The organism is Streptomyces luomodiensis (genome assembly GCF_031679605.1).
Taxonomy (GTDB): domain Bacteria; phylum Actinomycetota; class Actinomycetes; order Streptomycetales; family Streptomycetaceae; genus Streptomyces; species Streptomyces luomodiensis.
The window spans coordinates 8318677-8340057 of the sequence record NZ_CP117522.1 but is presented as its reverse complement, the minus strand read 5'-3'; the positions used below and the strand labels follow the sequence as shown (position 1 = coordinate 8340057).

At 71.4% G+C, this 21381-nt stretch carries 19 protein-coding genes; 9 read left to right on the top strand and 10 right to left on the bottom strand.

Going from position 1 to position 21381, the window contains the following annotated elements; translation table 11 throughout:
- Nucleotides 1-78 precede the first annotated feature (78 nt).
- Entirely contained in the window at nucleotides 79-1728 is a 1650-nt protein-coding gene (locus PS467_RS35190; RefSeq protein WP_268975734.1) for a sensor histidine kinase, read from the top strand.
- The gene (locus PS467_RS35185; protein WP_311038599.1) at nucleotides 1725-2417 is read left to right on the top strand and encodes a response regulator; all 693 of its coding nucleotides are present in this window, start codon (nucleotides 1725-1727) and stop codon (nucleotides 2415-2417) included. Before PS467_RS35190 ends, PS467_RS35185 begins: the two co-directional genes overlap by 4 nt.
- A 12-nt stretch (nucleotides 2418-2429) precedes the next feature.
- Here the strand turns inward: PS467_RS35185 and PS467_RS35180 are convergent, their stop codons facing one another.
- Nucleotides 2430-3245 carry an SAM-dependent methyltransferase gene (locus tag PS467_RS35180; protein WP_311038598.1) on the bottom strand — a complete coding sequence of 272 codons (816 nt, stop codon included), beginning with the start codon at nucleotides 3243-3245 and terminating at the stop codon, nucleotides 2430-2432.
- A gap of 103 nt (nucleotides 3246-3348) precedes the next feature.
- Complete coding sequence (locus PS467_RS35175; RefSeq protein WP_311038597.1) at nucleotides 3349-4224, bottom strand: Sco1979 family transcriptional regulator; 876 nt, start codon at nucleotides 4222-4224, stop codon at nucleotides 3349-3351.
- A 253-nt stretch (nucleotides 4225-4477) separates the two neighbouring features.
- Here PS467_RS35175 and PS467_RS35170 point away from each other — a divergent pair, with 253 nt between their 5' ends.
- The 5 genes from PS467_RS35170 to PS467_RS35150 all read left to right on the top strand — a co-directional run bounded on the left by PS467_RS35170 (nucleotide 4478) and on the right by PS467_RS35150 (nucleotide 11527).
- Nucleotides 4478-4939 carry an ATP-binding protein gene (locus PS467_RS35170; protein ID WP_311038596.1) on the top strand — a complete coding sequence of 154 codons (462 nt, stop codon included), beginning with the start codon at nucleotides 4478-4480 and terminating at the stop codon, nucleotides 4937-4939.
- Between the two features lie 3 nt (nucleotides 4940-4942).
- Entirely contained in the window at nucleotides 4943-5401 is a 459-nt protein-coding gene (locus tag PS467_RS35165; protein ID WP_311038595.1) for a hypothetical protein, read from the top strand.
- 267 nt (nucleotides 5402-5668) lie between these two features.
- The gene (locus PS467_RS35160; protein WP_432280774.1) at nucleotides 5669-7972 is read left to right on the top strand and encodes an AbfB domain-containing protein; all 2304 of its coding nucleotides are present in this window, start codon (nucleotides 5669-5671) and stop codon (nucleotides 7970-7972) included.
- Nucleotides 7973-8111: 139 nt separating this feature from the next.
- The gene (locus PS467_RS35155) at nucleotides 8112-9962 is read left to right on the top strand and encodes a glycoside hydrolase family 76 protein (protein WP_311038594.1); all 1851 of its coding nucleotides are present in this window, start codon (nucleotides 8112-8114) and stop codon (nucleotides 9960-9962) included.
- An 80-nt stretch (nucleotides 9963-10042) separates the two neighbouring features.
- Nucleotides 10043-11527 carry a glycoside hydrolase family 43 protein gene (locus tag PS467_RS35150; protein WP_311038593.1) on the top strand — a complete coding sequence of 495 codons (1485 nt, stop codon included), beginning with the start codon at nucleotides 10043-10045 and terminating at the stop codon, nucleotides 11525-11527.
- A gap of 49 nt (nucleotides 11528-11576) precedes the next feature.
- On the opposite strand, the gene PS467_RS35145 is transcribed toward PS467_RS35150, so the two are convergent.
- Nucleotides 11577-12233 carry a TetR/AcrR family transcriptional regulator gene (locus tag PS467_RS35145; RefSeq protein WP_311038592.1) on the bottom strand — a complete coding sequence of 219 codons (657 nt, stop codon included), beginning with the start codon at nucleotides 12231-12233 and terminating at the stop codon, nucleotides 11577-11579.
- 55 nt (nucleotides 12234-12288) lie between these two features.
- Here PS467_RS35145 and PS467_RS35140 point away from each other — a divergent pair, with 55 nt between their 5' ends.
- Together PS467_RS35140 and PS467_RS35135 are read left to right on the top strand one after the other, a co-directional pair.
- Nucleotides 12289-12897 carry an NIPSNAP family protein gene (locus tag PS467_RS35140; RefSeq protein WP_311038591.1) on the top strand — a complete coding sequence of 203 codons (609 nt, stop codon included), beginning with the start codon at nucleotides 12289-12291 and terminating at the stop codon, nucleotides 12895-12897.
- A 32-nt stretch (nucleotides 12898-12929) separates the two neighbouring features.
- Complete coding sequence (locus PS467_RS35135) at nucleotides 12930-13844, top strand: LysR family transcriptional regulator (protein WP_311038590.1); 915 nt, start codon at nucleotides 12930-12932, stop codon at nucleotides 13842-13844.
- Between the two features lie 150 nt (nucleotides 13845-13994).
- Here PS467_RS35135 and PS467_RS35130 read toward each other — a convergent pair whose 3' ends face one another.
- The 7 genes from PS467_RS35130 to PS467_RS35100 are packed head-to-tail and all read right to left on the bottom strand — an operon-like array spanning nucleotide 13995 to nucleotide 21334.
- The gene (locus PS467_RS35130) at nucleotides 13995-14858 is read right to left on the bottom strand and encodes a class II fructose-bisphosphate aldolase (RefSeq protein ID WP_311038589.1); all 864 of its coding nucleotides are present in this window, start codon (nucleotides 14856-14858) and stop codon (nucleotides 13995-13997) included.
- Nucleotides 14859-14903: 45 nt separating this feature from the next.
- Nucleotides 14904-15791 carry an SIS domain-containing protein gene (locus tag PS467_RS35125; protein ID WP_311038588.1) on the bottom strand — a complete coding sequence of 296 codons (888 nt, stop codon included), beginning with the start codon at nucleotides 15789-15791 and terminating at the stop codon, nucleotides 14904-14906.
- 37 nt (nucleotides 15792-15828) lie between these two features.
- On the bottom strand, nucleotides 15829-17139 hold the full coding sequence (locus tag PS467_RS35120; RefSeq protein WP_311038587.1) for an alpha-glucosidase/alpha-galactosidase: 1311 nt from the start codon (nucleotides 17137-17139) through the stop codon (nucleotides 15829-15831).
- Complete coding sequence (locus PS467_RS35115; RefSeq protein ID WP_311038586.1) at nucleotides 17136-18092, bottom strand: carbohydrate kinase family protein; 957 nt, start codon at nucleotides 18090-18092, stop codon at nucleotides 17136-17138. Before PS467_RS35115 ends, PS467_RS35120 begins: the two co-directional genes overlap by 4 nt.
- 44 nt (nucleotides 18093-18136) lie before the next feature.
- Nucleotides 18137-19048 (bottom strand): carbohydrate ABC transporter permease, encoded by a 912-nt coding sequence (locus PS467_RS35110; RefSeq protein WP_311038585.1) that lies wholly within the window; start codon nucleotides 19046-19048, stop codon nucleotides 18137-18139.
- Nucleotides 19045-19995, bottom strand: coding sequence for a carbohydrate ABC transporter permease (locus PS467_RS35105; RefSeq protein WP_311038584.1), 951 nt, complete (start codon nucleotides 19993-19995; stop codon nucleotides 19045-19047). The genes PS467_RS35110 and PS467_RS35105 overlap by 4 nt, the downstream gene beginning before the upstream one ends.
- A gap of 10 nt (nucleotides 19996-20005) precedes the next feature.
- Nucleotides 20006-21334: an ABC transporter substrate-binding protein gene (locus tag PS467_RS35100; protein ID WP_311038583.1), complete on the bottom strand. Its 1329-nt coding sequence runs from the start codon at nucleotides 21332-21334 to the stop codon at nucleotides 20006-20008.
- Between the last annotated feature and the right edge of the window lie 47 nt (nucleotides 21335-21381).

The window sequence follows — 21381 nt, the reverse complement described above, 5'->3', positions numbered from 1 at the left end:
CACACGGCGGACGCCATGATTGTGCGGCCTGGCGGAACACCTGCCCAGGTTGTGTCAGCAGGAGAGATTGAGTTCATTGTGGTCGCCGCGTTCCGTCGCCAAACGCTCGCGGGCGAGATGCTGGTCCTCCAGCTCGCCATCGTGGTCGTGGTGCTGATGGCGGTCGCCGCGGTCTCGCTCGCGCAGTCGGAGGCCACCTTCGACCGGGTGGAGGGCCGCCGGGTCGGTGCGCTCGCCGAGCAGCTGGCCGCCCAGCCGCTGGTGCGCAGCCGGCTGGTGGGGCCCTCCCCGGCGGAGGCGCTGGCCCCGCTGGTGTACTCCACGCGGGTGCAGTCGCGGGTGACGTCCGTGACGGTGGCCGACCGCGAGGGCCGCATCGTCAGCTCCACCAACCCCACGGTGCTCGGCGACCGGCTGCCGCTGGGCAAGGGGGTCGCCGAGGGCCGCGGCTGGTCGGGCACGCTGGACTGGGACGGCAGCCGGGAGCTGGTGGCCCAGGTGCCGGTCCTCGGCGCCACGGGGGACGACCTGGGCCGGAACCTGGGCACCGTCATGATCGGCGAGGCGTCCCCCACGGTGTGGCAGCGGCTCAGCGGCGCCTCCTCCTACCTGCCCGTCTACCTCGGCGTCGCCAGCGCGCTCGGCGTCGTCGGCTCCTGGCTGCTCGCCCGGCGCGTCAAACGGCAGACCCTCGGCCTGGAGCCGCGTGAGATCACCGGGCTGGCCGAGCACCGCGAGGCGATGCTGTACGGCATCGCCGAGGGCGTCGTCGCCCTCGATCCGCAGCAGCGGGTGACCCTCGTCAACGACGTGGGCAGACGGCTGCTGGACCTGCCCGAGGACTGCGTGGGCCGGGACCTGGCCGAGCTCGGCATCGAGGGGCGGCTGCTGGACGTGCTGGCCGGTGCGCGGAAGGAGTCGGCGGACCCCAAGGACGAGGTCGTCGTCCGGCACGGCCGCGTCCTGGTGATGAACCGGATGACCGTCGTCAAGGACGGACGGCCGCTCGGCTCCGTCACCACCCTGCGGGACCGCACCGAGCTGGCGAGGCTGGAGCGCGAGATCGGCTCCTTCCGCAGCACCTCGGAGCTGCTGCGGGCGCAGACCCATGAGTTCGCCAACCAGCTGCACACCATCTCCGGGCTGATCCAGATCGGCGAGCAGGAGGAGGTGGTGCGCTACATCCGGGCGCTGAACCAGCGCCGCCAGTCGCTCGACATGTCCATCGGCCGCCGGGTCCGGGACACCGCCGTCGCCGCGCTGCTGATGGCGAAGGCGTCCCAGGCCGCCGAGCGGAAGGTGGCCCTGCGCCTGTCGGACCGCACCGCCCTCGGCCGGCTGACCCCCGAGGACGCCGCCGATGTGGCGACCGTGGTGGGCAATCTGGTCGACAACGCCATCGACGCCGCCACATCCGAACCCGGCACCGGCGACGAGCCCTGGGTGGAGGTGGAGCTGCGGCAGGACAACGCCAGCGTGGAGATCGTGGTGCGCGACTCAGGTCCCGGTGTCGCCCCCGAACTCGCCCAGGAGGTCTTCGCCCACGGCTTCACCACCAAGGCCGCCCGGGAGGGCGAGCGCGGTATCGGGCTCGCCCTCACCCGGCTCGTCTGCGAGCGCCGCGGCGGCGAGGTCGCGGTGACCAACACCCCGCAGGGCGCGATGTTCAGCGCCCGCATGTCCGTCAGCCACCCCGCCGACGCGGTGGCGGAAGGAGCGACCCGATGACCGAGCCGGCCGGCACGATCGACGTGCTCGTGGTGGACGACGACTTCATGGTGGCCCGCGTCCACCGCACCTTCGTCGAACGGGTGGCACCGTTCCGCGTCGTCGGCACCGCCCACACCGGTGAACAGGCCATCGAGGCGGTCGACGCCCTCCGCCCCGACCTGGTCCTGCTCGACCTGTACCTGCCGGACCTCTTCGGCCTGGACGTCATCCCCCGGCTGCGCACCGCGGGCCACGACTGCGACGTCATGGTGATCACCGCGGCCCGGGAGGCGGACGCGGTGCGCGGCGCCGTCCGCCAGGGCGTGGTCGACTACCTCCTCAAGCCCTTCGACTACGAGGACCTCCAGCCCCGCCTCGAACGGTACGCCACCCAGCGCGGGCGGCTGCTCACCACGGTGGTCCGCGGCCAGGCGGACGTGGACCGCGTCCTGGCCGGGGCCTTCGCACCCCCGGCGGGCAGCGCCCTGCCGAAGGGCCTGAGCGTGGAGACCGCCCAGCTCGTCGAACGCGCCCTGCGCGAGGCGGACGGCACCGTCTCCGCCGCCGAGGCGGCCACCACCACCGGTATCTCCCGGGTCAGCGCCCGCCGCTACCTGGAGTACTTCCACGCCACCGGAAACGCCGACGTCTCCCTGCGCTACGGCACCGCCGGGCGCCCGGAGCGCCGCTACAGCTGGCGGGCGTAGGGGCTGGGCTGCTCAGGGCTTTCGGGCGACCGCCCCGTACATGGCGATGTCCTCGTCCTTGATGTCTTCCGTGCCGGCGCCGTCCGGGCGCCACTTGTGGACCTGGGTGAGGCCGGGTTCGACCAGGTCCAGGCCGTCGAAGAACCGCTTGGCCTCGGCCTCGGTGCGCAGGCGCATGGGCATGTCGCGCGCCGCGTACTCGCGAGCGACCCGGGCCACCTCGTCCGGCGCGAAGTCGGCGGTGCCGATGGACATCGCCAGATAGCTTCCGGAGGGCAGGGGCTCCAGGAGGCGGTTGACGATGCCGTAGGCGTCGTCCTTGTCCAGGACGAAGTGCACGATGGCGATCACGGTCAGGGCGACCGGCCGGCTGAGGTCGAGGGTGTCGCGGAGTTCGGGGGCGCCCAGGATGGTGGCGGGGTCGCACATGTCCGCCTCGACATAGGCGGTCCTGCCTTCGGGGGTGCTGGCGAGCAGGCCCTGGGAGAGGGTGAGGACGATGGGGTCGTTGTCCACGTACACGACCCGGGCGTCCGGGGCGACCGTCTGAGCGATCTCGTGGAGGTTGGGTGACGTCGGGATGCCGGTCCCGATGTCCAGGAACTGCCGGACCCCCGCCTCCTCCGCCAGATAGCGCACGGCCCGGTTCATGAAGTCGCGGTTGGCCCGCATATGGATCGGCAGGGCGGGCCACTCCCGGGACATGGCGATGCCCGCTTCCTTGTCGGCCGGGTAGTAGTCCTTGCCGCCGAGGATGTAGTCGTAGATACGTGCCGAATGCGCGCTCTCGGTGTCGATACGGTCGGCCGACCATCCGTTCTCGCTCAACGCGTCCCCTCCCATGGGATCGTCTGGATCGTCATCGGTCTTCGGGTCATGCATCTTCGTGGATCGTCAGTGGTGCGCTGCTGAGTGCGCTGCTGAGGGCGTTTCAGAGCTCCTTGCGAATCGCGCCGAGGACGTCCTCGGTCTTCCGGGCGGGCACCGACTGGGCGCCCAACCGGTCCAGGACCTCGCGGTAGACCACCACGTCCTCCTCCTTGTCCAGGTACACGGCGCCGACCAGCCCGCTGAGGTAGACGATGTCGGGCAACTCCTTGGCCCGGAACCGGAAGACGTCGAACGCACCGGCCGGCATGGCGGGATGCGGACCGTTGCGGAACGGCATGATCTGCACGGTGACATGGGGCAGGGCGCTGACCTCGATCAAGTGGTCGATCTGGGCGCGCATCACGGCCGCGCCCCCGACCGGCCACCTCAGCACCGTCTCGTCCATCACGACCCACACCCGGGGCGGGGTCTCGCGGGTCAGCAGTTCCTGACGCTGCATCCGCAGAGCGACCCTGCGCTCGGTGGCCTCCGGCGCGGCATGCGGATGGCCGGCGCTGAGCAGCGCACGGGCGTAGTCCTCCGTCTGGAGCAGCCCGTGGACGAACTGCGCCTCGTAGCCACGGATCTGGAGTGCCGCCTGCTCCAGGCTCAGATACGCGGCGAACCAGTCCGGCATCACATCGCGGTAGGTGTGCCACCAGCCGCGCTTGTTGGCCTCGCGCACCGACTTCAGGAAGGTGTCCAGCTCACGCTGGTCGGTGACGCCGTACGTCCGGAGCAGCTTCTCCACGTCCGGAAGTCTGAGCCGGGCCACCTTGGCGGATTCCATCCTGCGGATGGTCGAGTGGCTGACCCCGATCACCGCGCCCGCCTGGTCGTACGTCAGACCGGCGCGGGTCCGCAGCTCCTCCAGCTGCCTGCCGAGGATCAGGCGCAGGACGGGGGGAGCACCGCCCCATGCGGTTTCCGCCGCCACGCTCCACCTCCCCACACCCAGCTTCACCGTTGCAGTGTGTCACGAGCGCCGCGCCGGGTGATCACCCTCCCTCTCGGCTCCGTTGGCAACTTGCAATTTTCAACTTACCGCTTGCAACTCGCTTATTGCAGCTGTCACAGTGGTCACACCGTCCGATCACGGTGGGAACGCTTGCGTGGGTTCGTCCGTAGGCACTGCGCAGTGCGGGAGCGGCACGGTCCATGGTGCGAAGGCAGACGAAAGGCGACCGCTCGTGGCTTCCCTCGCCCTGCCCCCGGCTCCCCCTCGGACGCCGCGGGAACAGGACACGCACCCGGCATGCGCCTTAAGGCTGCCGGCCACCGCCTCCTCGGTGGGCACGGTCCGCGCGGCCGTGCGCGAGCGGCTGCTCGCCTGGGGCGTGGGCTCCCAGATGTGCGACGACGCCCTTCTCGTGGTCTCCGAGCTGGTCACCAACGTGATCGCGCACACCGCCAGCGATCGCCTGGAGTGCAGACTGGGCGGTGGCGCGGGACTTCTGCGCATCGAGGTCGAGGACCAGGCGCGGGCCCACACCCTGCCCGCGCCGCGCACCCCGGGCCCCGACGAGCACGGCGGCCGCGGGCTCCTGCTGGTCGGCGCGGTGAGCAGCGCCTGGGGGGTCAGGGACGCCCCGCACGGGCGGGGGCGGATCGTATGGGCCGAGCTGGCGTCGCGGACGGAAGAGCGCCGCTGACTCATGGACCGACCGCATATCGCCCCTGACGCCTCGTCGCCCGGCACGACGAGCTTCCGGCGACACCACTGCCGGCGCCTCCGGATACCGGACGGGCTGCCCACCAGGCTGGGTTACGACGCGGTGGGGATGCCCGCGGACATCGGACGGCGGGTCATGCGCTCCCTGCCCCGCATCGGCTGTGTCTTCGCCGACGATCATCGGTGGTGGTGGATCGTGCCCTCCGGATCGCATATCGACGTCGCCTGGCCGCCGTTCACCAGCTACGCGGTCGGGGCCTGTGTGACCGACCGGGGCGCGGGACGTCTGGTGCGCTCCCGCCACCCCCGCCTGGTCCATCACCCCCAGGACGACTCGCCCTACACCCCGCCCATTCCGCTGTACTTCATGACCTGCCATATCGCGGGCATCCGGCCCCGCTGGTCGCCGGGGGACGCCACCGGGCCGTCCCGGGCGGTATGAGCCGGATCGCACCGTCTTCCGTGCGCCGACGGTCCGCCCGAGGACGCCGCGCACGGGAGTCGGCCTGACCGACAACGTTGTCCCAAGGTCTGGACAAACCACAGATCCGAGTGCTCTGGTATTCGTGCAGCAAGTGTTCCCTGTGGAAGAGTTCCGCCGCCTCGACGGGCGGTGGGGCCAACCGGACCATGGAGCAGCAGCGTGCTCAGACACTTGTTCCTCCGCTTCCCCGCACTTTTCCGCCCGAGACGGACCTGGCGGCGGCGCGTGGCCGCCGCCGTGGTCCCCACGCTGGCCGCCACCGCCCTGCTCGTCTCCGGCGCCGGCCCCTCCCACGCCGCCCCGGCCTGGGACCCCAAACCCGCACCGATGACGACCCCGTGGACCCATCAAGTCCCGGTCGACCACCCCCTGCCGGAATATCCGCGCCCGCAGCTCACCCGGAACGACTGGACCGATCTCAACGGCATCTGGAACTTCGCGGTCACCTCCCGTGACGCCGGACAGCCCGCCACGTTCGGCGAGCAGATCCGGGTGCCGTTCGTACCCGAGTCCGCGCTCTCCGGCATCCACCGCAAGATCACCCAGAATGACAAGCTCTGGTACCAGCGCACCTTCACGGTGCCCTCCGGCTGGAGCGGCCGCCGGGTCCAGCTCAACTTCGGCGCCTCCGACTGGGAGACCACGGTCTGGGTCAACGGCACCCAGGCCGGCGCCGTCCACCGCGGCGGGTACGACGCCTTCTCCTACGACATCACGCCCCTGCTGAACGGCGGCACCAACACCATCGTCGTCTCCGTGTACGACCCGACGGACTCCGGCGGTCAGGCCTTCGGCAAGCAGCGCATCCAGGACATCGCCCCGCACGCCGACCGGAGCATCGAATACACCGCCGCGTCCGGCATCTGGCAGACCGTCTGGCTGGAGCCCACCCCCACCGCGCACATCACCCGCCTGGACATGGTCCCGCACCTTCAGGACAACACCCTGCGGGTCACGGTGCGCGGCTCCGGGGCGGACGGCGCCGGTGTCAAGGTCACCGTCTCCAGCGGCGGCACCACGGTGGGCAGCGCCACCGGCACGGTGGGCACCGAACTCTCGGTGCCGGTGCCGGGCGCCCATCTGTGGACCCCTGAGGACCCGTTCCTGTACGACGTCACGGCCGAGCTGACCGGCAGCGCCGGAGCCGACAAGGTCGGCGGTTACACCGGTATGCGGTCGATCGCGGTGAAGGACGTGAACGGGGTCCGGCGGCCGGTGCTCAACGGAAAGTTCGTCTTCCAGACCGGCACCCTGGACCAGGGCTACTGGCCGGACGGCATCTACACCGCGCCCACCGACGAGGCCCTCAAGTACGACCTCCAGAAACACAAGGACCTGGGCTTCAACATGGTCCGCAAGCACATCAAGGTCGAACCGCAGCGGTGGTTCTACTGGGCGGACCGGCTCGGGCTGCTGGTGTGGCAGGACATGCCCTCCATGGACAGCTCCAAGACCCCGGACACCGCGGCCCGCGCCCAGTGGGAGAGCGAGTACCGCGCCATCATCGACCAGCACCGCAGCTCGCCCTCACTCATCCAGTGGGTCGATCAGAACGAAGGCTGGGGCCAGTACGACCAGGCCCGGATCGCGGACATGGTCAAGGCGTACGACCCCTCCCGCCTGGTCGACAACATGAGCGGGGTCAACTGCTGCGCCGCGCGGGACGGCGGCAACGGCGACGTCATCGACAACCACAACTACGTCGGCCCCGGCAACACCCCGACCGAGTCGGCGCGGGCCTCGGTGCTCGGCGAGTACGGCGGTCTGGGCTACCGGGTGTCCGGCCACGAGTGGTATCCGGGCGGCGGGTTCAGCAACGAGGACCAGCCGAGTACATCCGCGCTCAACAACCGGCTCGTCGGCCTGCTCGACGGGTTGCGGGAGAACTCCATGCCCGCGGGCGGCCTGTCGGCCTCCGTCTACACGCAGATCACCGATGTGGAGAACGAGGCCAACGGACTCATGACCTACGACCGCCAGGTCGTCAAGGTCGACCAGGCCCGGGTGCGGGCGGCCAACGAGGCGCTCATCGCCGCGTCCCGCACGGTCGGCGCACCGGTGAAACTGTCCGTCGGGCAGTCCGTGTCGATCCGGGTCACCACCCCCGGCTACACCGACCGCTACATCCGCCACTACGACGGGCTGGGCTTCACCGAGGTGGTCAACGCGGCCAGCTCCGACCTGCTGAAGAAGGACGCCACCTGGACCGTCCGGCCGGGACTGGCGAACAAGCTCTGCTACTCCTTCGAGTCCCGCAACTACCCGGGCGAATACCTGCGCCACCGCGACTTCCGCGTCCGGCGCGAGGCGGGCGACGGCTCCACCGTGTACCAGCAGGACGCGACCTGGTGCCCGATCCAGGGCAACGGCGGCATCCGGATGTCGGCCGCCAACTTCCCCGGCCAGTATCTGCGGCACATCGACGCCGAGCTGTGGCTGGCCCAGTCGGGCGGCACCCACGACTGGGACAACCCGGCCACCTTCACCGAGGACACCACCTGGGCGATCGAGCCCCCCTGGGCTCCCTGACGCCACCCGCGGGCACGGCCCGACCGGCCCGCGCCTTCGGTCCCGTCATGGCGGCCGCCCCGCGCGGGCGGCCGCCGCCTCTCCCCTCCCCTCCCCCACCTCCGCACGCGCACGGCCCCCACGGAAAGGCGGGTACGTCATGTCAGCGCGTCTCCACCGGGTCCTTCGCGGACTCCTGACCCTGGCCATCGCCCTGGCCGGTCTCGTCCTCCTCCCCACACCGTCCCGTGCCGCCACCCCGGTCTGCGCGCTGGCGTGCGACACCCTCGACCCCTCCAAGGCACAGCGCGAAACCTTCCCCGTGCCGGAGGTCAACCTCCATGGCCGCATCCTCCGGCTGCATGTGTCCGACCCCGACAACATGGCCTGGGCCAGCATCGACAACGGCGTGACCGGTGACGCGGTCTGGCTCGACCGCTCCTGGGACCGGGGCGCCTCCTGGGACGGCCTGCTCGGCAAGGCGAGCATCCCCAGCACCTGGACCGGCACCCGCACCCTGATGTACAACCTCACCGACCCGGTGGCACACCGGCGCGGCTGGGTCCGCGCCTGCGGTGACGCCGGCGGCGTCACCTGCACCGGCTGGGTCTACCCGAAGGTGTGCGACGGCACGTTCTGCGACGGCGCCGACCCCGCCACCGCGGCCGGCGACGACCGCCCGGTGCCCTCGACCACGCTGTTCGGACGCACCATCAGCGTCCACGTGGACCAGAAGAACGGGATGGCGTGGGGCGTCATCGACAGCGGCGGCGCGGGCGACGAGATCTGGCTCGACCGCTCCTGGGACAACGGCGCCACCTGGCCCGAGGGCTCCTCCCTCGGCCGTACCAGCGTGGCCTCGGGCAAGACCTCGACACGAACGGCCATGTTCGCCACCCGGGACCCGCGCGGGCTGATGTTCGGCGGCGCGGTCCGCGCATGCGGCCGAGAGGCCGCCCACCAGGAGGGCAGCTGCACGGCCTGGGTCAGGCCCGCGCCGACCCGGGCGCGCGCCGCGGCGGACGCGCTGATGGCGTCGTACCAGACCTACGAGGGCTGGTGGCGCAGCAGCTGGTGGAACTCGGCCGTCGCGGTCACCTCGCTCATCGACTTCGCCGAGCGCACCGGACGGCACGACTACGACTGGGTCATCGCCCGCACCTTCGAGCAGAACCGCGGCGTCTTCCCGGCCGGCGGGCGCAGCTCCGACGCGGTGGAGGGCCACTTCATCAGCCGCGCCATCGACGACGCGGCCTGGTGGGGGGTGGCCTGGCTGACCGCGTACGACTACACGCACGAGCGGCGCTATCTGGACGAGGCGGTCACCATCGCCACCTACGTCCACCAGTACTGGGACACCGGCACCTGCGGCGGCGGTGTGTGGTGGGACCGGGAGCGCACCTACAAGAACGCCGTGACCAACGGGCTGTACCTGTGGCTGACGACCTCGCTGCACCAGCGGGTCTCCGGCGACACCGTGTGGGGCGACCGGGCGGCCACGGCCGCCACCTGGTACCTGAACAGCGGCATGATCAACAGCTCCGGACTGGTCAACGACGGGCTGACCAGCGGCTGCCGCAACAACGGCCAGACCGTGTGGAGCTACAACCAGGGGCTCGCCATCGGCGCCTTCACCCAACTGTGGCGGTCCACCGGCAACGGCCAGTACCTGGACACCGCCCGGCGCCTGGCCGACGCCGCGACCACCTCGACGGCGCTGACCCGCGACGGTGTCCTGACCGAGTCCTGCGACACCGGCACGAACACCTGCGACGACAACCAGAAACAGTTCAAGGGCGTCTTCATGCGGCATCTCGACGATCTCGCGGACGCCACCGGATCGGCCACGTACCGGGCGTACATCACCCGGCAGGCCGACTCGATCTGGCGCACCGACCGGGACTCCCTCAACCGGCTCGGCCAGCGCTGGTCGGGCACCACCCCGAACCAGGTGGACTGGCGCACCCAGGCCAGTGCACTCGGCGCGCTGACGGCCGCGGACGGCCGGTGACCCGTCGCACCACCCGACGGGCCGGCCACCCGCCGCCAACCCCCCACCACCCGCGCTCGACCCGATGTGAGGAGCCATCCATGGGCCCAGGGCCCCGCACCGCCCGCCGCTACGCGGCACTGCTCACCGCACTTCTGGCCATCCTGTGCGGCCTCGTCGCCACCCCGGCGGCCACCGCCGCGACCCCCGGCGCCGCCACGGCACCGCGCACCGAAGCGACACCGCAAGCCGCCGCGGGCACCTTCCGCAATCCGCTCAACACCGGTCCGGACCCGTATATGACCTTCTGGAACGGGTCCTACTACCTGACCACCACGCAGGGCGGCAGCATCCGCATGTGGCGCTCCTCCTCGCTCGGCACCCTGCTCGAGGCCGACCCCATCACCGTGTGGACGGACACCGACAGCTCCCGCAACCAGCACATCTGGGCACCGGAGTTCTACCGCTTCAACGAGCGCTGGTACCTCTACTACACCGCCGACGACGGCGTGGACGACCACCACCGGATCTACGTGCTGGAGTCCGACCGTGACGACCCGGCGGGCCCCTACCACTTCAAGTCCCGTCTGACACCGCCCAACCACCCGAACGACTTCGCCATCGACCCCAGCGTCCTCCAGCTCAACGGGCGGCTCTACCTCGCCTACTCCGGGATCAACCAGTACCAGCACAACGGCATCAACATCGCCCCGATGTCCAACCCCTACACCGTCTCGGGCAACGCCGTCGCCTTCAACGCGGCCGGCGGCTGCCCCGAGGTGCGCGAAGGCGCCGAGTTCCTGTACCGCAACGGCCGCACCTGGATGACGTACTCCACCTGCGACACGGGCAAGCCGGACTACCAGGTCTGGATGATGTCCCTGCCGGACGGCGCCGACCCCCTCGTGCCCGGCAACTGGACCCAGCACACCGGCGCGGTGTTCTCCCGCGCCGACGACCACGGCGTCTTCGGCCCCGGCCACCACGCGTTCTTCCGCTCCCCCGACGGCACGGAGGACTGGATCGTCTACCACGCCAAGACCACGTCGGTGAACACCTACACCGACCGCACCACCCGCGCCCAGAAGATCTCCTGGCGCGCCGACGGCAGCCCCGACCTGGGCCGGCCGCTCGCCATGGGGGCCACACAGGACCTGCCCTCCGGCGACCCGGGAGCGGGCACGTACTGGATCAACGACGACGCCCGTTCCAGCGGCGCCGGCACCGTCGCGTACACCGGCACCTGGAACTCGGGCACCGGCTGCGCCACCCAGTGCTTCTGGAGCGACGACCACTGGAGCGACCGGGCGGGCAACACCGCCACCTTCTCCTTCACCGGAACCCGGATCGCCCTGCTGTCGGTGCGCGACACCGGCAACGGCATCGCCGCCCTCAGCATCGACGGCGGCGCCGAGCAACGCGTCGACTTCTACGGCGCGATCCGCACCGGCGAGACCCTCCAGTACCTCAGTCCCCGGCTCGCCTACGGCCGGCACACCCTGCGCGTCCGGGTCACCGGCGAGCACAACGCCCAGTCGGGGGCCTCGTTCGTGAGCGTGGACCGTGCCGAGGTGTACACGCGCTGAGAACCCGGCACCCGCCGAAGGTGGCCCCCGCCCGGTGGCGGGGGCCACCTCATGGTGCGCCGTCCCCCGCGTCCGCCGGTACGAGCAGACCGTGCAGGGCGTACTCCACCAGCGTGCGCACCTCGTCGGGGGCCAGCGATGCGTGCCCGGCCATCAGGCGGAACGCCAGGGCGCCCAGCAGCACGTCCGTGGCCGTTGACGCGTCCACGCCCGGCCGGGTCAGTCCCGCTTCGGCGGCCCGGTCCCAGTACGGCTCCAGCGCCGCCCTGCGGGGCAGCAGGAAGAACTCGTGGAAGTACGGCGCCGCCTGCGGCTCGGCGGCGCAGGCGGCCAGCAGCTGCCCGAAGAGGGTGCCTTCCGGGCTGGTGTAGTAGGTCAGCAGATCGGTCGCGTAGGTGACCAGGTCGGCGACGGGGCGGCCGGTGTCGGGGAAGGCCACCGCCTCGGCCGTGTCCCGGCCGAACGCCTCCGCCATGATGGCGGCCTTGCAGGGCCAGTGCTTGTAGATGGTCGCCGTGCTGACACCGGACCGGCCGGCTATCCGGTCGATGGTGACCGCGGCCATGCCCTCCTCGCGCATCAGCGCGCTGGTCGCGGTCAGGACCGCGTCATGCGCCCGTGCGCTGCGCGCACTCCGGGGACGCTGCCGCGTTCCGCGCCCCTCGGACACGCCGGGCACGTCAGGCACGTCGGCGGTGGTGTCCACGGGCGGGTCCTCCTCCGGGCTTGCCTCCGTAACTAAAGTGATGCTTCACTTTAGCATGCTCTACGAACTCGCGACCCTGTCCCTCAAGCTGCGCACCGTCCCCAAGGCCCTGTCCGCGCTGGAGACCTACACCACGAGTGCCGGCGGCCGGCTGCTCGGCTGCTGGGAGCCCGAACACGGCGTCATCGTCGGGCAGTTGCTCGTGCTGCGCGGCTTCGAGGACGCCGAGGAACTCTCCGAGGAGCGCCGGCGCGTCCTCACCAGCTCCGATCCGTTCGGCATCGGCGAGCACCTGACCGCCTTCCAGGTGGAGAGCTACGCGCCGTTCCCCTTCCTGCCACCGGTCGAGCCGGGCCACTACGGCTCCGTCTACGAGTTCCGCACCTACCACCTCAAGGTCGGCGGTCTGGTGCCCACGATGGCCGGCTGGGAGGCCGCGGTGCCGCCACGCGTCCGGCTCCACCCCCTGACGACGGCCATGTACGGCCTGGACGGCATCCCCCGCATCACCCACATCTGGCCCTTCCCCGACCTCAACGCCCGGCTGGAGATCCGCCGGACCTCCTACGAACAGGGATTCTGGCCGCCGGAGAACGGCCCGGAGAACATCGCCCACGCCACCTCCACGATCGCCCTGCCCACCCCCATCTCCCCGCTGTCCTGACCCGGTGCCGCGGACCCCTTACCGTGGCGCATGTGGATCTCAACTTGCTCGTGGCGCTCGACGCGCTGCTGGAGGAGAACAGCGTGTCCGGGGCGGCGGACCGGCTGAATCTCTCAGCGCCGGCGATGAGCCGGACACTGGCCCGGATCCGGCGCGCGACCGGCGACGAGATCCTGGTACGGGCCGGCCGCACCATGGTCCCGACCCCGCGCGCCCTGGAACTGCGCGAGGAGACCCGCGAACTGGTCCGGCGGGCCACCGCCGTGCTCACCCCCGTGCGCCGGCTCGACCTGGCCCGGCTGAGCCGCCACTTCACGGTGCGCGGTCATGACGCGCTGCTGGGCGCCCTCGCCGCGCCGCTGATCGCCAGGGTCGGTGCCACGGCCCCGAACATCCGCCTGAGCCTGCTCGCCGAGGCGTCCGCCGACCAGCCCGATCTCACCCGTGGCCACGTCGACCTGGAGATCGGCGCCCGGGAGCCGGACCGTCCCGAGATCTCCTCCGACGTGGTGGGTACCGACCGGATGGTCCTGGTACTGCGGCGGGGCCATCCGCTGGCCAAGGGGAGGGTCGATGTCGACAAGCTCACCCGGATGGCCTTCGTGACCGTCTCGCGCCGTGGCCGGCTGCACAACGCCGTCGACGACGCCCTCGCCGAGCGGGGCCTGCGCCGACGGGTGATCGCGTCCCTGCCGACCAGCGCCGCGGCGCTGGAGGTGGTGTCCCGTTCGGACGCCGTGGTCATCGTGGCCGAGCGGGTCTGCCGACCCGCCGCGGCGAGGCTCGGCCTCGTCACCCGGCGGCTCCCCGTGGAATTGCCCCCGGCCCGGATGGTCATGACCTGGCACCACCGCCACGACGGCGATCCGGCCCACGCATGGCTCCGGGGCCAGGTGCGGGAGGTGCTCGGCGAGGTGACCGACGGCCCCGTGGACGCCCCGGACTGAGGTCTCCGGAGCGCCCGGCCGTCGGCCACCTCGCCGACTGGTCCCGCGCCCGTGTGCCGCGGCCGCGCCCGAGAGCCGCTTGGCACACTATTTCTCGGGCACTGTTTCTCGGGCACTCTTGCTCGGACGCTGTTTCTCAGGCGTTCTTTCTCAGCGGGCCGCCGGGGCGGTCGCCGTGAGCACCTGCTGCGGGGTGTTGAGCTGCCGGAGCAGGCGGGCCACTTCGCCGGCCATGGCGTGGCGGGCCGGCCGCAGATAGCGGCGCGGGTCCACCACGGCCGGGTCGGCGTCGAGCGTCGCGCGGGCGGCTCCGGTGAAGACCACGTTCAGATGGGTCGACATATTGATCTTCTTCATGCCGGCGTGGACGGCCGCCTGGAGCGTCGCGTCGTCCGCCCCGGACGAGCCGTGCAGCACCAGGGGTACCGGTACGGCGGCGCGCAGTGCGCGCACCAGGTCCAGGTCGACCGTGGCGGTCCGGTCGCTCATCTGGTGGGAGGTGCCGACCGCGACCGCGAGGGCGTCGACGCCGGTGTCGGCGACGAACCGCGCCGCCTCCCGCGGATCGGTCCGGACACCCGGCGCGTGTGCTCCGTCCTTTCCGCCGATCTCGCCGAGCTCCGCCTCGACGAACACCTTCCGTTCATGACACCACTGGGTGACCTCCCGGGTGCGGGCCACGTTCTCCTCCCAGGGCAGGTGCGCCCCGTCGTACATGACGGAGGTGAAGCCGCGGGCCACGGCCTCCTCGATGAGGTCGACCCGGGTGGCGTGGTCCAGGTGGAGGGCCACCGGCACTTCGGTGGCGGCGATGGCCGCGTGGGCCGCCGCGGCGAGCGGCGCGAGCGCGCCGCGGTAGGCCACGGCGTTCTCACTGATCTGCACGATCACCGGCAGCCCGGCCCGCGCCGCCCCGGTGAGGACCGCTTCGAGCTGCTCGATGAGTACGACGTTGAAGGCGCCCGCGGCCAGCGGGGTGGCGGCGAGGACCCGGTCGGTGGAGGCGAGGGGCATGGGAGACGTCCTGGTGGTGAGGGGAGGTTCAGCCGGTCGGTCGGTTCAGTCCTGGGAGCCGAGGATGACCGAGCGGGTCAGGTGCTCGGGCCGGTCGGGGTTCCGGCCGGCGTTCTCGGCGAGACGGACGGCCAGGCGCTGGGCGAGGACGAGTTCGGCCAGCGGATCGAGAACGCCCTGGCGCAGATACGCCCCGGTGGCGCCGACCCGGTCGGCGAGTGAGTCCGCCACGGGGGTCAGGCTCCACACGGCCCGGCCCGCGCGGGCCACGGCGATCGGGCCGTGCCGGTACTCCATGGCGGAGTAGGACTCCGTCCAATGGGCCGCCGCCTCGCGCACCTTGAGCGCGGCCTCGTGGGCGACGCCCACGCTCCAGTCGGCCCCGAGGAAGGTGATCTGCTCGGCGCCGGTCAGCTCGTCGGGGAGCGGCGAGGCGAGCGCGGTGGCCACGTCGGCGAGCGCGTCGTCGGTGGGGAGCCCGAGGTGGGCACGGAGCAACAGCAGTTCGGTGGTGGGGAACCGGGTCTGCACCACCGACCGCTCGTCGGCGTAGTCCAGGCAGATCACCTCGTCGGCCTTGGCCGTCGCCGGGGAGTCGGCGACGGCGGTGACCGTGGTGATCCGCGCCGGTTCCGCGGCCTCCTCGAGCGCCGAGACGATCTCGGTGGTGGTGCCGGACCGGGTGAGGGCGAGGATCCGGTCGTAGGGCCTGAGCAGCCGCGCCTCGGACGCCGGATAGGCGTCGGTGATGCCGTGGCCGATGCCTTCGCGCAGCCGCGCGTACGCCTGGGCCATGAACAGCGAGGTGCCGCAGCCGATGACCGCGACCCGCTCGCCCGGCGCGGGCAGCGCCTTGGCGTGGCGCGGCGCTTCGCTCACCGCCCGCTCCCAGCACTCCGGCTGGCTGGCGATCTCATCACTGGTGTGGGACATGATTCTCCGTGACGTAGGTGGGTGGCGGCGAGGGTTCTCAGCTGCCGAGGGTGGCGCGCAGCGCGGGTTGCAGCCGGTCGGCGTGCGCGCGCACCATGTCGTCGCACAGCTCCCAGATCTGCTCGACCCGCAGGGCGGCGGCGGTCGCCGGGTCGGTCATGGCCGCGTGCCGGATGTGGCGCGGCTCGTCCTCCAGGGCGGCGCGCACCACGAGGTCGTTCATGCTGAGGTAGGTGCGGTTGAGCGCGGCGAGCTGCGGGGGGAGGGCACCGGCCCGGGTCGGCTGGACACCGGACCGGTCGACCAGGCATGGCACTTCGACGACGCCGTGGGCGGGGAGGTTCTCGATGAGCCCCCGGTTGGGCACATTGCCGTAGACGGTCCTGGGGGTGCCGGTCACCATGGAGTGGATGATCTGCGGGGCGTATTCCATGGTTCCCTCGACGTCGATGCACGCGCCGCTGGCGAGGGCGTCGCGGGTGCGCTCGTACTCGGCCACGTTCTCCTCGACGATGCCGAGATAGGCGCCGATGGGCAGCCGCAGCCGCTCGATCTCGCTGTCGTGGTGCAGGTACCAGGGCACGTATTCGGAAGAGTGCTCGCTGGTCTCGGTCGGGTAGTAGCCCAGCCGCCGGTACATGTCGACACGCACCCGGCGGCGCAGCTGCTCGTCCTCGGCGATCAGGGCGTCCAGCCGGGGGTACAGGTCGGTGCCGTCGTGCTCGAACCGCAGCACCCACGCCTGGTGGTTGACGCCGGCGGCACGGTAGGTGACCTCCTCGAAGGGGACCTTGAGCAGGGCGCACAGGTCGTGCATGGTCCAGTGCACCGAGTGGCACAGGCCGACCACCCGGGTCAGACCGGTCGCCGCCACCAGGTACTGCACGTTCATGGCCATCGGGTTGGTGTAGTTGAGCAGCCACGCCTCGGGGCACACGGCGGCGATGTCCTCGCCCAGCGCCTTGAGGAACGGGAAGGTGCGCAGGGCGCGGAAGATGCCGCCGACGCCGAGGGTGTCGCCGATGGTCTGCCGCACACCGTGGCGCGCGGGGATCTCGAAGTCGGTACGGGTGGCCTCGCCCATGCCGATCTGGACGATGTTGATGACGAAGTCGGCGCCTTCGAGCGCCGCGCGCCGGTCGGCGTGTGCGGTGATGCGCACGGCGGCGTCCCGTTTCCCGGCGATGTACCGCGCGGCGGCCTCGGCGGTGGCCAGGCGTTCCGCGTCGATGTCGTGCAGGGCGATGTGCGCGGTCCTCAGCTCGGGGAAGGCGAACAGATCCGCCAGCAGGCCCTGGGTGAAGACGACGCTGCCGGCGCCGACCAGCACGATTTTGGGGTTGATCATGACGGGCTGTCTCCGTTGGCGGTGAGGTGGGTGAGGGTTTCTTCCCAGGTGGGCTGGGCGGTGGTGCCGCCTGCGGCGCGGGTGGACAGCGCACCGCATACGGCGGCGAGGTCGAGCGCCTCGGTGGTGGACCGGCCCGCCAGCCGTGCGGCCAGGAAGCCCGCGTTGAAGCTGTCGCCCGCGCCGACGGCGTCCTGGGGTGTCACCCGGAGGCCGGCGGTGGTGTGCAGGGTCCGGCCGTCGTGGCACAGGGCGCCGTCCGCCCCGTTCTTGACGGCCACCAGCGGGACCTGGCGGGCGAGGGATTCGGCGGCCGCGGCGACGGAGGTGCCGTCGGTGCCGGCCAGCCGGTGTGCCTCGTCCGCGTTGGGCAGCAGGATGTCGGTCCGGGCCAGGACGGGCGCGAGTGGCGCGAGGTCCCATCGGCCCGAGGGGTCGTCGTTGGTGTCGAGCGAGGTGGTGGCGCCCGCCGCGCGGGCGGTGTCGAAGAGGCCGGGCAGGTCGGCGGCGAGCTGCGGCATGAGGAAGAAGGACGCGGAGTGGACGTGCCGGGCCGAGGTGAGCAGGCGTTCGGGGACGTCGGCCCCGGTCGTCGCGGCGAGGGTGCCCGGCGCGGTGAGGATGGCACGGTCGTCGCCGCGGGTGACGATGACCGTGAGCGGTGTCGGCCGGCTCTCGTCCAGGTGCAGCGCCTGGACGTCGACGCCGTGCGCGGCGAGCCGGTCGCGCATGTAGTGTCCGGCGCCGTCGTCCCCGACGCGTCCGGCGAAGGCCACGCGCAGCCCCAGCCGGGCGGCGCCGCACGCGGTGATCGCGGCGGAGCCGCCGATGGTGAGTGCGCCGCTGTCGACGAGCTGTTCGCGCTGGCCGAAGGCGAGTGGGGCGTCGAGCGGTCCGATGATGACGTCGGGGTTGGCGTCCCCGATGACGAGCAGGTCGAAGCTGGGCGGCATGAAGGTTCCCGAAGAGGTGCGATGAGGGGTGGTGCGGAGCGTGGTCAGCCCTTGAGGCCGGTGGAGGTGATCGACCGGACGAAGGTCTTCTGGGCGGCGAGGAAGGCGAGCAGCACCGGCAGGACGGTGATGACGTTGCCCGCCATCACGGCCGACCACTGGGTGTGGTGCTGTCCCCGGAAGGTGGTCAGGCCCAGTTGGAGGGTGTAGTTGGCCTCGTGGTTCAGGGCGATGAGCGGCCACGACAGGTCGTTCCAGGTGGTGAGGAAGGTGAGGACGGCGACGGTGCTCAGCGCCGGGCGGGACAGCGGGACCACGATCTGGAACAGCACCCGCAGCCGCGAACACCCGTCGATCCAGGCGGCTTCCTCCAGCTCCCTGGGCAGGGAGAGGAAGAACTGCCGCAGCAGGAACACCGCGAACGGCGTCACCAGCGACGGGACGATCAGCGCCCCGAGGGTGTCGGTGAGTCCCAGCTTCCGCATGACCAGGAAGGTCGGGATCATCGTCAGCTGGAACGGGATGGCCATGGTGGCCAGCATCAGCACCAGCAGCACCCGGGACCCGCCGAACCGCATCCGGGCGAAGGCGTATCCGCCCAGCGTTCCGAGCAGCAGGTTCGAGACGACCGCGACGGCCGAGACGATCAGGGAGTTGGCGAACCAGCGCGGGAACATCGCGTTGCCCAGGACGTACCGGTAGCCGTCCAGGTCGATGCCGGAGGGCCAGAGCGCCGGCGGGAACCGGTTGATCTCCGCGTCGCTCATTACGGAGCTGAGCCCCAGCCAGATCAGCGGTACGGCGAAGAGCAGCGCCAGCGGAGCGAGCAGCAGATGCCACGGGCTGAACGGCAGCCGGAGCCGGCGCCGTGGGCGGGCCACGGGCTCTTCGGAGGTCCGGCCGGCCGGCCGGAGCCGGTCGGCGGTCCTCCCCGGGAGGTGGGACAGGTCCGTCATGACGTGGCTCCCTTGAGACGGCGGTCCTCGCGGCGCCGGACCAGACGGGTCCCGGCCGCGATCAGGAGCAGGGCGGCGCCGAGGACGTAGGCCGCCGCGGCCCCGTAGCCGGCGGTGAAGTTCCGGAACGCCTGTTCCCAGACGAAGTAGACGATCACGGTGGTGGATCCGAGCGGCCCGCCCTTCGTCGTCACGTACACCAGGTCGAACACCTGGAGGGCGGTGATCGTCTGCCACAGCAGCAGGAACACGCTGACCGGTGCGATGGTGGGCAGGGTGACATGGCGCAGCACGTGCCGGCGGTCCGCACCGTCCAGGGTGGCGGCCTCGACGAGCTCCCGGGGGACGTCCTGGAGCGCCGCGAGATAGATCACGACGCAGAAGCCGGTGCCGCTCCACAGGGAGATGCCCACCAGGACCAGCAGGGCCTGGGCCGGATCGGACAGGAAGCCCTGGGGGGAGACTCCGATGCGGTGCAGCAGTGAGTTGGCCGCGCCGAACTCCGGGTCGAGGATGAAGGCGAACAGGACGCCCTGGGCGGCGGCCGAGACCACGAACGGCACGAAGAGCAGGGTGCGGTAGAGGCCGACGAACCGGATGCGGCGGTTGAGGACCAGCGCCAGGAACAGCCCCAGGCCGATGCTCAGCGGCACGTACAGCGCCGTGTAGACCAGTGTGTTGCGCACGGCCTGCCCGAACTGCGGATCGTCGGCCAGCTGGCGGTAGTTGTCCCAGCCCACCCAGACGCTCGGCGTGAGGAGGTCGCTGTACTGGAACGACAGCAGCAGTGACCACAGGACGGGGATGACGCTCAGGCCCAGGATGACCAGGACGGAGGGGAGGACGAACGCCCAGGCCGTGGCGGCTTCCCGGCGGCGTCGGCGGCGTGCCGGACCGGCCGGTGGCGTCACGTCCGGAAGGGTGATGGGGGTGGGCAGACGGGACATGTGGAGCTCCTCAACGCACCGTGGCCATGGCGGCGTTGGCTTCGTCGGCGCATCGCCGCAGCGCCGTGGCCGGTGTGCTCTTCCCGAGCAGGACGGCGGTGATGGCCTCGCCGAACGGCATGGAGATCTTGGGGTAGGCCCGGTCGACGGGACGCACCCGGGCGGTCCGGAGCGCCTCGGTGAACACCGACAGACCGGGCACCTCGGCCGCGTGCGCCCGCCACCGCGGCCGGCGCTCGGCCGGCCGGCTCTGCGGCAGGCTGCCCACCCCGGTGTCCCAGAGGTACGCCGGTCCGGGCCGCATGAGCCAGCCGACGAACGTCCGGGCGGCCTTCAGACGCGCGGAGCCGTTGTCGAACACGCTCCAGGTGTCGGGGCCGGAGATGGTCACCGGTCTGCCGCTGAAGCTGGGCAGCGGGACGACGTGGTAGTCGATCTCGGCCTGGCGGATGTCGGGCAGCTGCCAGGGGCCGGTCGCGACCATCCCCAGGCGGCCGGACGCGAACGCCTGGTACATCTGCTCGCCACCGGGCTTGGGGTCGACGTAGACGCTTCTGTCCTGGGCGAGCGCCTGGAGCACTTCCAGAGCGCGGATGCCGGGCTCGCCCGCGAACCCGATCCGCCGGGTGTCCTCGTCGATGACCTCCCCGCCCAGATCCCAGATCATGGGCCACATCCGCCACACGGTGTCCTCGTCGCCCGCGGCGGGCCAGCCGGTGCCGAACGTGCCCTTGCCGCGGTCGGTCAGCTTCCTGGCGGTTTCGACGAAGTCCTGCCAGGTCCAGCCGGGCGCGGGCAGGTCCAGTCCGGCCCGGTGGAAGAGCGTCTTGTTGCACACCACGGCGAGCGCGTCCAGCACCGCGGGCACCGCGCGGACCACACCGTCGACGGTGACGCCGTCCCGGGCGGCGGGCCAGTACTGCTTCCAGGGCACCTGCCCGGATTCCACGACCGTCGTCATGTCCGCCAGCTGGGAGCTTCTGGCGACGCTGGCCAGGTCGGAGCCGAAGATGTAGGCGACATCGGGCGGGGAGCCGGCCACCAGACCGGCCATCACCTTCTGGAGCATGTCGTCCGCCAGCACCCCGCCGCTCAGATCGATGCGTATCTTCGGGTGGCTCCGGTGGAAGTCGGCCACGAGCCGTTTGACCACGTTCAGCGCGGAGCTGGTCTGCCCGTGCCACACCTCGATGTGGACGACTCCGTCGGAGTCCACCCCCAGGCCGGTACCGCATCCGGCCACCGCCGCACCCGCGGCGCCGGTGAGCGCCAGCGCACCACCGCCCCGCAGGACGTCACGCCGGGACGGGCCGCCGCGCACGCGATGAACCGCGTCCATGTCTGCCTCCAGTTGATCAATGAATGAGCGGCGCCCTCGGAACGGCA

Coding starts and splice junctions, on each gene's coding strand:
- PS467_RS35130 (WP_311038589.1), bottom strand. CDS start 14,858: ATGCCCCTCGCCTCCACCGACCGGGTCCTCGCCGCCACCCCGCTGGCC.
- PS467_RS35100 (WP_311038583.1), bottom strand. CDS start 21,334: ATGGACGCGGTTCATCGCGTGCGCGGCGGCCCGTCCCGGCGTGACGTC.
- PS467_RS35165 (WP_311038595.1), top strand. CDS start 4,943: ATGGACCGACCGCATATCGCCCCTGACGCCTCGTCGCCCGGCACGACG.
- PS467_RS35105 (WP_311038584.1), bottom strand. CDS start 19,995: ATGTCCCGTCTGCCCACCCCCATCACCCTTCCGGACGTGACGCCACCG.
- PS467_RS35120 (WP_311038587.1), bottom strand. CDS start 17,139: ATGATCAACCCCAAAATCGTGCTGGTCGGCGCCGGCAGCGTCGTCTTC.
- PS467_RS35150 (WP_311038593.1), top strand. CDS start 10,043: ATGGGCCCAGGGCCCCGCACCGCCCGCCGCTACGCGGCACTGCTCACC.
- PS467_RS35185 (WP_311038599.1), top strand. CDS start 1,725: ATGACCGAGCCGGCCGGCACGATCGACGTGCTCGTGGTGGACGACGAC.
- PS467_RS35155 (WP_311038594.1), top strand. CDS start 8,112: ATGTCAGCGCGTCTCCACCGGGTCCTTCGCGGACTCCTGACCCTGGCC.
- PS467_RS35140 (WP_311038591.1), top strand. CDS start 12,289: ATGCTCTACGAACTCGCGACCCTGTCCCTCAAGCTGCGCACCGTCCCC.
- PS467_RS35115 (WP_311038586.1), bottom strand. CDS start 18,092: ATGCCGCCCAGCTTCGACCTGCTCGTCATCGGGGACGCCAACCCCGAC.
- PS467_RS35110 (WP_311038585.1), bottom strand. CDS start 19,048: ATGACGGACCTGTCCCACCTCCCGGGGAGGACCGCCGACCGGCTCCGG.
- PS467_RS35125 (WP_311038588.1), bottom strand. CDS start 15,791: ATGTCCCACACCAGTGATGAGATCGCCAGCCAGCCGGAGTGCTGGGAG.